The 14820-nt window shown below is 61.4% G+C and carries 14 protein-coding genes; 10 read left to right on the top strand and 4 right to left on the bottom strand.

Going from position 1 to position 14820, the window contains the following annotated elements; translation table 11 throughout:
- Positions 1–290: 290 nt before the first annotated feature.
- Complete coding sequence (locus DGA31_RS16675; RefSeq protein ID WP_109513314.1) at positions 291–1061, top strand: SDR family NAD(P)-dependent oxidoreductase; 771 nt, start codon at positions 291–293, stop codon at positions 1059–1061.
- Between the two features lie 116 nt (positions 1062–1177).
- Here DGA31_RS16675 and DGA31_RS16670 read toward each other — a convergent pair whose 3' ends face one another.
- Entirely contained in the window at positions 1178–1789 is a 612-nt protein-coding gene (locus tag DGA31_RS16670; RefSeq protein ID WP_152035047.1) for a hypothetical protein, read from the bottom strand.
- Positions 1790–2119: 330 nt separating this feature from the next.
- Here DGA31_RS16670 and DGA31_RS16665 point away from each other — a divergent pair, with 330 nt between their 5' ends.
- Positions 2120–2671: a serine/threonine protein kinase gene (locus DGA31_RS16665; RefSeq protein ID WP_152035046.1), complete on the top strand. Its 552-nt coding sequence runs from the start codon at positions 2120–2122 to the stop codon at positions 2669–2671.
- A 229-nt stretch (positions 2672–2900) separates the two neighbouring features.
- On the opposite strand, the gene DGA31_RS16660 is transcribed toward DGA31_RS16665, so the two are convergent.
- From DGA31_RS16660 to DGA31_RS16650, 3 genes are all read right to left on the bottom strand, one after another.
- Entirely contained in the window at positions 2901–3920 is a 1020-nt protein-coding gene (locus DGA31_RS16660) for an AraC family transcriptional regulator (protein WP_193551517.1), read from the bottom strand.
- Positions 3920–4933: an AraC family transcriptional regulator gene (locus DGA31_RS16655; protein ID WP_193551515.1), complete on the bottom strand. Its 1014-nt coding sequence runs from the start codon at positions 4931–4933 to the stop codon at positions 3920–3922. The genes DGA31_RS16660 and DGA31_RS16655 overlap by 1 nt, the downstream gene beginning before the upstream one ends.
- A 352-nt stretch (positions 4934–5285) precedes the next feature.
- On the bottom strand, positions 5286–6542 hold the full coding sequence (locus tag DGA31_RS16650) for an OprD family porin (protein ID WP_056836573.1): 1257 nt from the start codon (positions 6540–6542) through the stop codon (positions 5286–5288).
- Between the two features lie 361 nt (positions 6543–6903).
- Here DGA31_RS16650 and antA point away from each other — a divergent pair, with 361 nt between their 5' ends.
- The 8 genes from antA (at position 6904) to DGA31_RS16610 (ending at position 14566) form a co-directional block, all read left to right on the top strand.
- Positions 6904–8307 (top strand): anthranilate 1,2-dioxygenase large subunit, encoded by a 1404-nt coding sequence (gene antA / locus DGA31_RS16645; protein WP_056836574.1) that lies wholly within the window; start codon positions 6904–6906, stop codon positions 8305–8307.
- 2 nt (positions 8308–8309) lie between these two features.
- On the top strand, positions 8310–8801 hold the full coding sequence (gene antB / locus DGA31_RS16640; RefSeq protein ID WP_056836684.1) for an anthranilate 1,2-dioxygenase small subunit: 492 nt from the start codon (positions 8310–8312) through the stop codon (positions 8799–8801).
- A 17-nt stretch (positions 8802–8818) separates the two neighbouring features.
- Positions 8819–9841: an anthranilate 1,2-dioxygenase electron transfer component AntC gene (gene antC, locus DGA31_RS16635; protein ID WP_109513310.1), complete on the top strand. Its 1023-nt coding sequence runs from the start codon at positions 8819–8821 to the stop codon at positions 9839–9841.
- Between the two features lie 129 nt (positions 9842–9970).
- Positions 9971–11131 carry an ABC transporter substrate-binding protein gene (locus tag DGA31_RS16630; RefSeq protein WP_109513309.1) on the top strand — a complete coding sequence of 387 codons (1161 nt, stop codon included), beginning with the start codon at positions 9971–9973 and terminating at the stop codon, positions 11129–11131.
- A gap of 63 nt (positions 11132–11194) precedes the next feature.
- Positions 11195–12106: a branched-chain amino acid ABC transporter permease gene (locus tag DGA31_RS16625; protein ID WP_109513308.1), complete on the top strand. Its 912-nt coding sequence runs from the start codon at positions 11195–11197 to the stop codon at positions 12104–12106.
- Between the two features lie 9 nt (positions 12107–12115).
- Positions 12116–13141 carry a branched-chain amino acid ABC transporter permease gene (locus DGA31_RS16620; RefSeq protein WP_109513307.1) on the top strand — a complete coding sequence of 342 codons (1026 nt, stop codon included), beginning with the start codon at positions 12116–12118 and terminating at the stop codon, positions 13139–13141.
- Positions 13138–13887 carry an ABC transporter ATP-binding protein gene (locus DGA31_RS16615; RefSeq protein ID WP_109513306.1) on the top strand — a complete coding sequence of 250 codons (750 nt, stop codon included), beginning with the start codon at positions 13138–13140 and terminating at the stop codon, positions 13885–13887. The genes DGA31_RS16620 and DGA31_RS16615 overlap by 4 nt, the downstream gene beginning before the upstream one ends.
- Positions 13880–14566, top strand: a complete 687-nt coding sequence (locus tag DGA31_RS16610) for an ABC transporter ATP-binding protein (protein ID WP_109513305.1) — start codon at positions 13880–13882, stop codon at positions 14564–14566. The genes DGA31_RS16615 and DGA31_RS16610 overlap by 8 nt, the downstream gene beginning before the upstream one ends.
- Positions 14567–14820: the final 254 nt, after the last annotated feature.

The raw sequence follows: 14820 nt of genomic DNA, 5'->3' as shown, positions 1-14820 counted from the left end.
CCCCTCAATGCCGCTGAGGTAGTCCTTTACGACTGTGATTTTGAACTGCGTAGAGTACTTGCCCATGAAAAAACCCCCAGGAAGTCAGATTGGTGTCCAACTTTTGGGGTGCAGATCAGTCTGGTGTCTGGCTGAAATCCAAGGGTGTCGTTAATCCTGTGGGAGGCGGCTTGCAGGCGATGAGGCCGGTAGGGACGATACATAGGCGGCGCTTGTCAATCAGCCACCTGAACGCCATGCCTGGTGGCGAAGTCATAAACCTACTTCAACCATGCTCTTCAAGGTGCCTTATGCGTCTGATACCCGAACTGAACAGCGAGGCTCACGTGCTGATAGCCGGCGCCAGCCGAGGCATCGGCCTGGCATTGTGCGCAGCGTTGCTGGCCCGCGATGATGTGGCTCAGGTATGGGCGGTGGCGCGACAAGCCAGCACCTCCGCAGGGCTGGCAACGCTTGCAGAGCAGTATGGCCAACGCCTCAAGCGAGTCGACTGTGACGCGCGCGATGAGCAAGCCCTTGCAGCGCTGGTGAGCGAGACGCTTGCAGGATGCACTCATCTGAACCTGGTCATCAGCGCGCTTGGCATTCTTCATCAAGACGGCGCAAAAGCAGAAAAGGGCCTGGCGCAACTGACGCTTGCCAGCCTGCAAGCGAGCTTTGCGACCAACACCTTTGCGCCCATGCTGCTCCTTAAACACCTGCTGCCGTTATTGCGCAAACAACCGTCTACCTTCGCGGCGCTGTCGGCAAGGGTCGGCTCTATTGGCGACAACCGGTTGGGTGGCTGGTACAGCTACCGAGCCAGCAAGGCGGCGCTCAACCAGTTGCTGCACACGGCCAGCATCGAATTGAAACGCCTGAACCAGGCCTCTACGGTGCTGGCCATACACCCTGGCACGACTGACACCGAGTTGTCTCAGCCCTTCCAGGCAAACGTGCCTGAGAAACAACTGTTCGAACCGGCTTTCTCGGCGCAACGCATCATTGAGGTAATAGGCGCGCACGGACCGGCTGACAGCGGGACGTTCTGGGCCTGGGACGACAAACCCATTGTCTGGTGACCCACTCTACGTGACTGCCTGCCCGGTTCCTCTCGGACCGGCTGTTTTCAACGGGTTTCGATGAAAAATTCATACTCGCTCAGCCGCCCGACCTGCGCACGCAACTACCCGCGTGCCTATTCCACAACCGTAGGTGTGTCCCCGGCATCCAGGCAGACCGTCAATTGCTGGCCTTGCTTGTTGACGGCGCAATCAGGCAGTGCTTGCTGCTTCAGGACCGCCAGTGGTATGGATACAAAAAATCCACTCAGTGCGGTCGCAACCACTATTTTTCCGAACAGTTTCAACCCGGAAAGTGAGGCTTTCTTGTTCGCCGTTTTTGCTCTTGTACAGGCATACAAACCGCTGGCGAGGATCGCTGCACCGATCAGCATGGCAACCGTGATGTCGGACTGTACCGGGCTGAAAATCAGATTACCGTTGGCATCGTCCGGGTAGTTCAGTTGCCACCAGCCGCCGATGCAGAGTGGCATAAGCCCGGCGGCCATCCAGGCAAGGATTGACCCCGATAGCCGCAGCAAGATGGCCACTATCAAGCCGATCATGGCAACGCCCCAGCCAATAAGATAGAGCTGGGTGCCCATGGCGCCGCCGAACAGGGTGCCGCTGACCTCCCTGGGTGTCAGAAGGGCCCAATTGAAGAACCCGATGTGCGCAAGCACAACACATACGGTCATCCAGCTCACCGGATAGTAAAGCCATAGCCATCGGCTGTTGGAGGGAAGCATTGTCTTACTCGTGCAGTTGCAGGAAAGGGTGTCAGAGAACCAGGCATCAGCACCCTCGATGAACGAGCTGAATTCAGCGTTGGGATAACATCTGGTTGCCTGTTTCTGATTCGGGCGCCAGTGTGCAATAGGCGTTTATGGATTGCATACGTTTTTTCAGCGAAGGGCTTGCCACTCAATTTCAGTAGGGCTTGAGACAGGCATCCGGATGATCTCGTCTATTCATACGCGCTGGCAGTCAACTGCAAGCTCGGGGATACACCCTGTTCGAGATGGCTCGGATACCTACAAGGCCGAGACATTTCATTTGCGCCTATCGGAGCAATGACCATGAGTGCCAATATCGATTGGATCGTCGTGCTGGATGCATCGCTGGAAGAGGCAAAACCGTTGGCGCAAAAGGTCAGGGACTGGCTCATGACGCAACAGGTCGTCTCCTCATCAGCACCCGAAGCACTCTCGTGGGTCGGGAACGACTTGCTCGGCCGTGGCATGATGGCGACGAACTGGGAGACCCATCCGGCAGGGGATCTTTCTGCGCAGTGCGGGATGCAAACCATCATCGAGCGGCGCGTATACCATACCGGCGATAACGGCATACAGGGATTTGCATGCCCGATCTGCAAGGCCACGCACAGCCCCGATGACCTGCCGTGGAGTGACGCAGTAGAAGCCTGGTATTCAGCAGAGCCTGACGACTGCATGCAATGCCCTGCCTGCCATGCCAGCCCTGGTATCGTTGACTGGACGTTCCTGACGTGCGAATGGGGCTTTGGCAACCTCGCCTTCGGTTTCTGGAATGGGTCCATCGACCAGCGCCTGGTGGACCAGATTGCCTCTACCACCGGCCACCGCTGCCGGCTGGTTCACGAACATATATGACGCGCGACGAAGCCTATGAAAATCCCGAGAATGACCAAGACACACGCCGCTCTGCGGGCTCAAAGACTCGTGGAACTTGGCTGGACGGTTAAACATGAATTCAAGGCTGACAACGAAACATACGAGTGGTATCTGGAATGGGAGCACGTTGAAGAGCCTCCATCGCTGTGCCCACACGATAATCGGGATACCCCTGGGCAACTGTCGCCCCAGTGACCGATGACAGGTGCTATCGGGCGTTCGTCTGATGCGGCAATTCACCAAAACGCTCTTTGTAATAGCGCGCAAAACGCCCGCCATGGGTAAACCCGTGGGCCATGGCCACCTCCGTGACGCTCAGCTCACGTCGCTCCAGCAGACAGTCACGTACCGCCTCCAGCCGCAGGTTACGCCAGCGCTCCATGGGCGTTTGCGCGTAGGCCCGCTGGCACAGGGTGTTGAGGCTGCGCATGCTGATGCCGGCTTGCGTGGCCAGTTCACCCAGCGACAGGGCGTCGCCCAGGCGGCTGCGCATCAAGCCTTCGATACGCTGCAACTGCCGCAGCGCCTGGCGCCGGGCCGGGGACTCAAGCACCGACAGCGGCGTTTGTGCGTCATGCGGTGGGTGGGTAAGCAGAAACAGCGGCAGGCTTTCTTCCAGGTGCCGCAACCAGTGGCCATGCAGCGGCTGGCTGGCACTGTCGTCGAGCTGCGCCAGCAACTCGTCTACCCGCCGCAGCCAGCCACGCACCTGAGTGTTATTGAGGCAATAAGCAGCCGGCAGGTTGAAATCCGCCGCCAGCCCGCCCTCGTCCACCAGCCGCTGCTGGGTCAGGCGCAACAGCGAGCGCGGCACCTTGAGCAGCAGTTGCTCGCAGCCGCTGTGCCAGACCAGCCGCGCCTGGCGGCTCGGCGACAACACCGCCACCTGCCCTTCTTCCAGTTCCAGCGCCAGGCCGTCGCATTCGATGCTGGCGCGGCCGCGCAGGGGCATCTGCATCAACACGAAATCGGTAAAGGGTCGTGGCCGGACTTCGACCTCGGCGCCATAGCGCAGCACGAACAACTGGCAGCGCCCGACTTCGGCGCGAAAGAACGCCGTATCGACACGGCCGCTGCGCCAGCTAAGGTCATGCTCGACCAGTTCACGGGCCAGCAACCGGTGGCTTTCCTGGCGCGAATGGCTGGTGAACACCGGGGTCTGGCACAACCGTGACAGGTCAAGCGCTGCGCTGCCATTGAGCGCAGGCTCCATTGACGTGGCCATCATCACTGCGACCGCCCGAGACGGGCCAGATTGCGCTGCAAGGTCATGCTCGGGGTTTCGTTGAACAGCTTGCGGTATTCGCTGGAAAAGCGCCCCAGATGGGTAAAGCCCCAGCCCAGGGCGATCACCGAGATATTGCGCGACGAGGTGTCTTCGAGGATTTCCTGGCGGGCGGCGCTCAGGCGGTATTTTTTCAGGTAGGCCATGGGCGACATGCCGAAGTACTTCTTGAAGCCTTCGAACAGTTTGAAACGCGACACGCCGGATATGGCCTCGATGTCCTCCAGGTGCAACGCTTCGCGAGCGTGGTCGTGAATGTATTGCTTAGCGCGCACCAGGTAATGCGGCAGCTTGACGCCTACGACGCTGCGCAGCTCTTCGGAATAGTTGTTGGGCTGGGCCAGGATCAGGCCCTTGATCAGCGAGCTTTCGATGTCGCGGGAGAAAAACGTCTGGTCGTACAGCTCGCGGCTGCGCTCCAGTTCGCCGATAAAATAGCGCGCCATGCGCCACCACGAGGCCGAGGCGCCATTGACGGCGTCCATCAGCGGCTCGAAGCGCAAGGGTGTGTCCAGCGAACGCTGCAGCATGTCTTCCAGGGTGTGGCGCATGGCGGCGCGGGTAATGGCCACTTGCACCTTGCGGCAGTCGCCTTCGATCGACAGCGCCTGCCCTTCATGCGGCGAGATGATGATCGCGTGATCGGGGTCGGAGGTGACTTCAAAGCCCTGCTTGCTCAGGTGCTGCGCACCGCTCAATGGCAGGCTGAGGCTGTAGCTGTTGAGGTGCTCGGCGTCCTCGATGCCGATGGTGACATCCGTGCCATAGGCAATAACGCCCAGGGTGGTGGACATCGACTTGAGCACGTTGCCGCTGTGCTGGAACCGGATACGGCTGGGGTAACGGGTGTCGAGCAAATGGGGCCCGCAAATGCCGGCCATCCACTGTCGTGCACCCTTGAGGTCATAACCTTCGATCCGGATATCCCGGACCTGTCCGTCTGCTGTTGTCGTCATCAGGGCACCCACGGCTGTTTCATGGACGCGCTCTGGCGGCACGCCTTTGTTTTGAAAGAGCAATCTTTATGCCGCCGCCCGCCTGTAAGGCGGCCGGCGAAATATGTGGATAACATTTACCTAATTAGTGGACAGCCGTCTACACGCCACCGCTCTAGCCTGCGCCACCTGAAAACTGCACGCGCAGGACTAAAAGCAGAACCACGCTGCAAAAAAGAGCAACCGTTCATTATTTGCACAGTTGTCACGCATGAGAGGGCACCGCACTGGGTATTACTTGCCCAGCCGGTGTTACCTGAAGCGCTGCGCTAAAACCTGCGTTTTTAGAAGCGCGCTTACAAGACGTGTCGACTTACCAGAATTTCCAGGTGTAGGTCGTAATCAGTCGGTTTTCGTCAAAGTCATTGCCGTGGCGGAACTTGACGTTGATGTTGCGTAGTTCCACGCCCAGGTTCTTCAGCGGCCCGTCCTGCACCACATAAGACAGATAGATATTGCGTTCCGACTCGCTGTTATCGCTTAAGGCCCCCCGGTCGATGTCACTGCCACGAATGTAACGGGTCATCAACTTCATGCCCGGCACGCCCACGCCGGCAAAATCAAAGTCGTAGCGCGCCTGCCAGGATTTCTCGTTGGGTTTGATAAAGGCAATGGCCGACCAGTTCACCAGGTAAGGCTGCGGCGCATAACCGTTGAGGGTCGGAAAAGCGCTGTCGCCCAGCATGCGCTGGTAGCCCAGGCCAAAGGCGTGGGCGCCCTTGCGCAAGGTGGTCATGGCACCGTAGGAGCGGTTATCGATGCGGCCGTACAGGGCATCGCCGTCTTCCTTGTTGTTGAAATAACGCAGGTCGGTCTTGAGCTTGTAGCCGTCACCCAGGTCGCTGAGGTAGGTCACGCCCAGGTAATGCTGGCGGTAGATGTCTTCGAGCTGCCCGTAAAAGTAGGTGCCGGTCAGGTTGGGCGTGAACGCGTAGCTGGCGCCACCGAAGTTCAGGCCATCGCTGCGCCGCTGCACGTCGGGGCCGTTGAACAGGTACATTTTTTCGCTGTTGGACGACTCACGCCCGCTGATCTCGGTAAAGCGCCCGCCGGTGAGGGTCAGCTTATCCACTTCCTTGGACTCGATCAGCGTGCCGTGGTAAGTGGTCACCAACTGCCGCGAATCGTCGAGGTAAGCCACAGGCAAGGTGGGCCGGTGCTCACCGAACCTCAGCTCGGTCTTGGAGTAGCGCATCTTGGCGGTAAAGCCGCCACGCCCATAGTCGGTAGCCTGCTCCTGCTTGCTCTTGCTGTAGGGAATGATGCCGTCCGGGCCGCGGCCGCCACCGCCGTCGAGCCGATAGGCGTACTGGGCCGAGGCGTCCAGGCCAAACTGCACCGGGCCTTCGGTGTAGCCCGAGATAAAGCGCAGGTCAAAACCCTGGCTCCAGTTGCCGACCCGTGAGCGGGCCGGATTTTCACCCTTGAAATCGCGGTCGATATAAAAGTTGCGCAAGCCCAGCGACAGCTGGCTGTCGTTGATGAAATCGGCGTGGGCCAGCATCGGTGCAAACAGGCCGGCCAGGCTGGCGGTGTGCACACAACGGGTCAACCAACTCGCTTGAAACATGACGTATCCCTCAGTTACGGCGCAACCAAGACGGCTGCCCCAATCGTTGGCAGTGGGTGCTTTATTAAAATTTTTAGCGTCAGTCATTATGGGCGCTGCCGCGACGGTGAAACACCGAATGGGCAGTCGGGCTGATTAGGCAGAATTAACGCAGCGCTCGCTATCCCGTTAATCGGGTATTCATATCCAGTTACTTGTTTTGTACCTGACCCGCCCCTGAATCGCCCGCCGGGCCGGGGCGCGCACTTTATGGACTGTGTTTGCCGACAAAGCGGATAGACCGGTTTCGGGGCACCTTGTCTAATGCCAGCCACACGCAACTTATTAATGGCACCCAGTCGCAACAACGAGGTGAGCGTAAATGAACAGTGCAAGAAGCCCGGAACAATGGAAACACTTTATTGAAGGCTGCCTGGACTTTCGCCCGGCCGACGGTGTTTACCGTATTGCCCGCGACATGTTTACCGAGCCTGAATTGTTCGACCTGGAAATGGAACTGATTTTCGAAAAGAACTGGATCTACGCCTGCCACGAAAGTGAAATCGCCAACAAGCACGATTTCATGACGATGCGCGCCGGGCGCCAGCCGTTGATCATCACCCGCGACGGCGAAGGCCGCCTCAATGCCCTGATCAACGCCTGCCAGCACCGCGGCACCACCCTGACCCGCGTGGGCAAGGGCAACCAGTCGACCTTCACCTGCCCCTTCCATGCCTGGTGCTACAAGAGCGACGGACGCCTGGTCAAGGTCAAGGCGCCGGGTGAGTATTCCGAAGGCTTCGACAAGGCCACTCGCGGCCTGAAAAAGGCCCGCATCGAAAGCTACAAGGGCTTTGTGTTCGTCAGCCTGGACGTTGAAGGCACCGACTCGCTGGAAGACTTCCTGGGCGACGCCAAGGTGTTCTTCGACATGATGGTCGCCCAGTCGCCCACCGGCCAGCTGGAAGTGCTGCCCGGCAAATCGGCCTACACCTACGACGGCAACTGGAAGCTGCAGAACGAAAACGGCCTGGACGGTTATCACGTCAGCACCGTGCACTACAACTATGTAGCCACCGTGCAGCACCGCCAGCAGGTCAACGCCGAAAAAGGCGTCGCCGGGGCCGACACCCTGGACTACAGCAAGCTGGGCGCCGGCGACAAGGAAACCGACGACGGCTGGTTCGCGTTCCACAACGGCCACAGCGTGCTGTTCAGCGACATGCCCAACCCGGCCGTGCGCCCCGGCTACAGCACCATCATGCCGCGCCTGCTCGAAGAGTACGGTCAGGGCAAGGCCGAGTGGATGATGCACCGGCTGCGCAACCTGAACATCTACCCGAGCATGTTCTTCCTCGACCAGATCAGCTCGCAGCTGCGCATCATTCGCCCCCTGGCCTGGAACAAGACCGAGATCAACAGCTTCTGCCTGGGCGTGGTCGGCGAGTCGGATGCCGACCGCGAAAACCGCATCCGCCAGTTCGAAGACTTCTTCAACGTCTCCGGCATGGGCACCCCCGATGACCTGGTGGAGTTCCGCGAGGCGCAGCGTGGCTTCCAGGCCCGCCTGGAGCGCTGGAGCGATATTTCGCGCGGCGAAGGCAAGTGGGTCGAGGGCGCCACGCCCAACAGCGAAACCATCGGCATCTCCCCGGCCCTGACCGGCACCGAATTCACCCACGAAGGGCTGTACGTCAACCAGCACAGCAACTGGCAGCGCTTCATGCTTGAAGGCCTGGCGCGCAAGGCCGCCGAAGAGCAACCGTTGAAACTGCGTGAGGTATGAACATGGATTCGCAACTGCAATACCGCATCGAGCAATTTTTCTACCGCAATGCCCAGGCCTGTGACAGCCAGGACTGGGATGCGTACCTGGCCATGTTCAGCGAAGACAGCGAGTTTCATTTGCCGCAATGGGATTCGGAGCACGTCTACACCACCGACCCCAAGAAAGGCATGTCGCTGATCTACTACCCCAACCGTGGCGGCCTGGAAGACCGGGTGTTCCGCATCCGCACCGGCAAGGCGGCCTCGACCATTCCGATGCCGCGTACCTTGCACCTGATCAACAACGTGCGCATCGCTGAGCTGGACGGTGGCGACCTCGAAGTCAAGGTCAACTGGCACACCCTGTACTACCGCCTGCAGACCGCCGAGGCGTTTTTCGGCCACGCCACCTACCGCCTGCGGGCGGATGGCGACAGCTGGAAGATCAGCCGCAAGCATGTGGTGCTGCTCAACGACACCATTAACTCGGTGCTCGATTTCTATCACCTCTGACGCGCGGACATCCGGATATGAGCCACAAGGTCGCATTCAGCTTTGCCGACGGGAAAACCCTGTTTTTCCCGGTGCAATCCCATGAAATCCTGCTTGATGCCGCGCTGCGCAACGGCATCAATATTCCGCTCGACTGCCGCGAGGGCGTGTGCGGCACCTGCCAGGGCCGCTGCGAATCGGGCCAGTACAGCCAGGATTATGTCGACGATGAAGCGCTGTCGGCCCAGGACCTGCTGGAACGCAAGATGCTGACCTGCCAGACCCGGGTGCAGTCGGATGCGGCGTTCTATTTCGACTTCGATTCCAGCCTGTGCAATGCCGCAGGGCCTGGCCGGCTCAAAAGCATTGTGCGGGCGGTCGAGCAGGTCTCGCCCAACACCGCCATCCTGCACCTGGACGCCGGCGTCGATGGCCAGAAGCTCGATTTCCTGCCCGGTCAGTACGCCCGGCTGCAAGTGCCCGGCGGTGACGGCATGCGCTCATATTCGTTTGCCAACCGTCCCAATGAGAGCAACCAGTTGCAGTTTCTGATCCGCCTGCTGCCGGACGGACTGATGAGCAACTACATCCGTGAACACGCGGTGATCGGCGACGAAATCCTGCTTGAAGCGCCACTGGGGGCCTTCTACCTGCGCCATGTCGACAAGCCACTGGTGTTCGTGGCCGGCGGCACCGGGCTGTCGGCCTTTCTCGGCATGCTCGATGAGATCGCCGAGCGCGGCTGCGGGCAGCCGGTGCACCTGTACTACGGCGTACGCAACGCCGCCGACCTGTGCGAAACGGCGCGCATTGCCAGCTACGCCGAGCGCATCCCGGGCTTTCGCTTCACTCCGGTGATCAGCGACCCGAGCCCGGACTGGGACGGCAAGCGCGGCTACATCACCGAGCATTTCGACCTGGCCGAGTTTCGCGACCAGGACCTGGACATGTACCTGTGCGGCCCGCCGCCGATGGTCGAGTCGATCAAGCAATGGCTGGGCGACCAGGCACTGCAGCGCACCCGCCTGTACTACGAGAAATTCACCGAAAGCAACACCTGATCCTGCACGCCGGCGCTGGAGAGCCAAAACCACAATCAAGGCGCCGGCCAACCCCATGATTCACCCTTTTTTACTGCCCTCGACTAACAACTACTTCGCGCGCGATGCGCGATTCATTAAGGCGGCATTATGAAAACACTATTGGTGGCAACCTTGCTGGCAGCCAGCGGCGCAACAAGCCTTTCGGCCTGGGCCCAGGACCCGGTGCGCATCGGTTTTATCACCACGCTGTCGACGCCGGCCGGCTACCTGGGCGAAGACTCGCGCGATGCCTTCCAACTGGCCATCGACCAGGAAAACGGCAAGCTCGGCGGGGTGCCGGTCACACTGGTGGTCGAGGACGACGGCCTGCAACCGGCGCGGGCCAAGCAGATCGTCGACCGCATGAGCCTGGACGGCATTTCGTTGTACACCGGGGTGATCTTCTCCAACGTGCTGGCTGCCGTGGTCAACACTGCCACCAAGGACGGTTTCTACATCAGCAATAACACCGGCCCTTCGAACCTGGCCGGCAAGCAGTGCAAGCCCAACTACTTTGTCGCCTCCTACCAGAACGACACCATCCACGAGATGGCCGGGGTCGCGGCCAATGATCTTGGTTACAAGAAGATGGTCATCCTGGCGCCCAACTACCAGGGCGGCCGCGATGCACTCGAAGGCTTCAAGCGTACCTTCAAGGGCGAGGTGACCGAGATCTACACCAAGCTCAACCAACTGGACTTCTCGGTCGAACTGGCACGAGTGCGGTCACTGGCCCCGGACGCCATCTTTGAATTCCACCCGGGCGGCGCCGGCATCAACTTTGCCAAACAGTACGGCAGTTCGGGCCTGAGCAAGACCATCCCGATGGTGGTGCCGGTGTTCTCGATGGACGAACGCATGCTGGCCGCCACCGGCGATGTCGCCAAGGGCACCAACATCGTGACCCTGTGGAACCCGGGCTCCGATAACCCGGCCAACCAGGCCTTCGTCAAGGCCTTCACCGACAAGTACAAGCGCGTGCCGACCGTCTATGCCGCGCAGACCTACGACACCGCCCGCTTGATCGGCGCGGCCCTGAAAAGCGTCGACGGCAACATCAAGGACCCTGAAGCGTTCCGCCAGGCCCTGCGCAACGTCAAGTTCGATTCCATTCGCGGCAACTTCGCCTTCGGCAAGAACCAGCATGCGGTCATCGACTGGTACCTGCTGCGGGTAGACGCCGGCGCCGACGGCAAGCTGGTGCAGGTCCCGGTCAAGACCATCGCCACCGCGCAAGTGGACAGCTTTGCCGCCGAATGCACCTTGTGATTCGACTTTTGGGCCGCGTGCCGGCCCCTTCGGGGGCCGGCACTTTGCGTAGGACTTTTCAGCATGCTGCTACTTGAACAAATCCTCAACGGCCTGCAGTACAGCGCCCTGCTGTTCCTGCTGGCTTCGGGCCTGACGCTGATCTTCGGCATCATGGGTGTCATCAACCTGGCGCACGGCGCGTTCTACATGGTCGGGGCCTTCTGCGCGGCCTACACCGCCTCGGCCAGCGGCTCGTTCTGGCTGGCGGGGCTGGCCGCGATTGCAGGCTCGGCGCTGTACGGGCTGGTGATCGAGACCGGCATCATGCGCCGCCTCTACACCCGCGACCACCTCGACCAGGTGCTGGCGACCCTGGCGGTGGTGTTCTTCACCAACGAACTGATCACCGTGCTGTTCGGCCGCAGCCCGCCGGCCATGCCCACGCCCGAGTGGTATGGCAGCTTCGTCGAGGTGTTGCCCGGCCTGATGTACCCGGTCAGCCGGCTGTTGTTCATCGGCGCCGGCATCGTGGTGGCCATCGCCATGTGGCTGCTGATCAACCACACGCGCCTGGGCATGCTGATCCGCGCCGGGGCCGACGACCATGAAATGGTCGGCGCGCTGGGCGTCAACATTTCGCGCTTGTACACCCTGGTGTTCGTCTTTGGCTGCGTCTTGTGCGGGCTGGCCGGGTTCATGGCCGCGCCGCTCTTGTCGGTGGAAATCGGCATGGGCGAAAAAGTGCTGATCACCACCTTCGTGGTTATTGTCGTGGGCGGTGTCGGCTCGGTGCGCGGTGCCCTGGCCGGCGCCTTGCTGATCGGCATGGTCGACGGCCTGGGCCGCGCCTATATCCCGCAGCTGCTCGACCAACTGGTGCCGGCGCAGATCAGCGGCACCTTGAGCGGCGGGCTGATTTCCGCCAGTGCCTACATCGTCATGGCCATCGTGCTGCTGGTCCGTCCACGCGGCCTGCTGCCTGCGCGCGCCTAGGAGAAACCCATGTCTCGTCGAGTCCTGATTGATCTGTTGTGCCTTGCCGTCTTTGCCCTGCTACCGCTGCTGGCCTCGTTGCTTGATGAACCGTTCCTGGTCAGCCTGTTCACCCGCCTGGCGATCTACGGCATGGCAGCCGCCAGCCTGGACCTGCTGATCGGCTACGGCGCGATGATCAGCTTCGGCCATGCCGCGTTCTTTGGCCTGGGCGGCTATGTGGTCGGCATCGTCGGCTTTCATACTGCCCAGGCCATGCCGCTGTGGGGCTGGGAAGGCTCGAGCAGCGCGCTGGTGGTCTGGCCGCTGTCGCTGCTGGTCTGCGCGCTGTTTGCGCTGGTGACCGGCTACCTGTCGCTGCGCACCAGTGGCGTGCAGTTCATCATGATCACCCTGGCGTTCGGGCAGATGCTGTACTTCGTGCTCAGCTCACTGTCGCTGTACGGCGGCGACGACGGCATCCTGCTCACCGAGCGCAACGCCGTACCGGGGCTGGATATGGACAGTCCGGTGCAGTTTTATTACCTGTGCCTGGGCCTGCTGGTGGCCTGGCTGCTGTTCTGCCGGCGCCTGGTCAACTCACGCTTCGGTTATGTGCTGCGCGGCCTCAAGCAGAGTGAACGGCGCAGCATCAGCCTGGGCCTGCACCCGCTGCGCTATCGGCTGACGGCGTTTGTGATTGCCGGTGTCGGCGGCGGCCTGGCCGGCATTCTCTGGGCCAACTACGCCATGTTCGTCAGCCCCGACATGGGCGCCTGGCACAAATCCGGGGAATTGATGGCGATGGTCATCCTGGGCGGCGTCGGCACCCTGCTCGGCCCGATCCTGGGCGCGGCGGTGTACCTGGGCCTGGAGCAGGTCCTGAGCCTGTGGACCGAGCACTGGCTACTGATCTTCGGCCCCATCCTGCTGGTGGTGGTGCTGTTCGGCAAGAAGGGCCTGTACGGACTGCTGCTCAGTCCCCTGCCCGCCCGGCGCCGCAAACAGCCCGCGCCGGTCCCGACTGCCGCCGTCAACAGCGAGGTGCCGCAATGAATGCGCAACTGTCGATCCAGAACCTGGAAAAAACCTTCGGCGCGGTCAAGGCCACCAACAACGCCAGCTTTGATATCGCCCCCGGCGAGCTGCACGCCATCATCGGCCCCAACGGTGCCGGCAAGTCGACGCTGATCGCACAGATTGCCGGCGAGATCACCCCCGACAAGGGCCGTATCCTGCTCAAGGGTGAGGACATCACTCAGGTGCCGGCCCACAAGCGTCCCGGCCTGGGCCTGGCGCGGGCGTTCCAGGTCAGCCAGCTGTACCCGGAATTCACCTTGCTGGAAAACGTCGCCCTTGCCATTGCCGCCCGCGAGGGCAAGACCTTTGGCATGTGGAAGCCGCTGGGCAGCGACCCGGAACTGATGCAGGCGGCTGCAACCTATCTGCAACGGGTCGACCTGGGAGCACGCGGTCATTCGCCGGTCAACGCGCTGTCCCACGGTGAGCGCCGGCAACTGGAAATCGCCCTGGCCCTGGCGCAGGAAGCCTCGGTGTTGCTGCTGGACGAACCCATGGCCGGCATGGGCGCCGAGGAGTCGGCGCGCATGACCCAACTGCTGCAGGCGCTCAAGGGGCGTTACTCGATCCTGCTGGTCGAGCACGACATGGACGCGGTATTCGCCCTGGCCGACCGCATCACCGTGCTGGTCTACGGCCAGACCATCCTGACCGGCAGTGTCGAACAGATCCGCAACGACCCGCACGTGCGCGCCGCCTACCTGGGAGAAGAACATGCTTGAAGTCAGTGGATTGCAGGCCGGCTATGGCCTGAGCCAGGTGTTGTTCGACATGCACCTGAAAATCGAGCAGGGCCAGGTGGTATCGCTGATCGGGCGCAACGGCATGGGCAAGACCACCACGGTCAAGTCGATCATGGGCCTGCTCAAGCCCAGCGCCGGCAGCGTGCTGATTCACGGCCGGGAAATGCGCGGTGCCGCGCCCTACCGCATCGCCCAGGCCGGCCTGGGCCTGGTGCCGGAAGGCCGGCGCGGCTTCGGCAGCCTGAGCGTACGCGAGAACCTGCTGGCCACCGCCACCAGGGGCAAATGGGATCTGCCGCGCATCTACCAGTTGTTTCCGCGTTTGCAGGAGCGCCAGGACCAGTTGTCCAAGACCCTGTCCGGGGGCGAACAGCAGATGATGGTGATCGCCCGCGCCCTGCTGACCAACCCGCAGCTGCTGATTCTCGACGAAGCCACCGAAGGCTTGGCGCCGATCATCCGCGAAACCATCTGGAGCTGCCTGGCGAGCCTGAAAAACGAGGGGGAAACGATCCTGGTGATCGACAAGAACCTCAAGGAAATGGCCCGGGTCGTCGATCGCCATCACATCGTCGAAAAAGGCCGCCAGGTCTGGCACGGCACCCCGGCACAACTGGCAGAAACCCCCGAACTGTCGCAACGCTACCTGGGCGTCTGACCCCAACCGCGCAGGAGCGACCGGTCGCGAATGCTGCGGTACAGGCGCGGCAGGGTGCCGGCTTGACTGCCTCCTTCGCGACCGTTGGTCGCTACAGCCAGCCCCGCGTTGGCAGTGTGACCGTGAGCGCTACCAGTTATAGCTGACGGCGCCCATCACGCTAAGAGTCGGCACAATACATATAACGCTCGTTGGTCAGGTTCTGCGCGCGGGCGCTGAATTACCAGTGCGCGTCCAGTGCGTAACCACCTGCC

Source organism: Pseudomonas ovata (assembly GCF_003131185.1).
Taxonomy (GTDB): domain Bacteria; phylum Pseudomonadota; class Gammaproteobacteria; order Pseudomonadales; family Pseudomonadaceae; genus Aquipseudomonas; species Aquipseudomonas ovata.
This window is presented reverse-complemented; position numbering and strand designations above follow the sequence as displayed.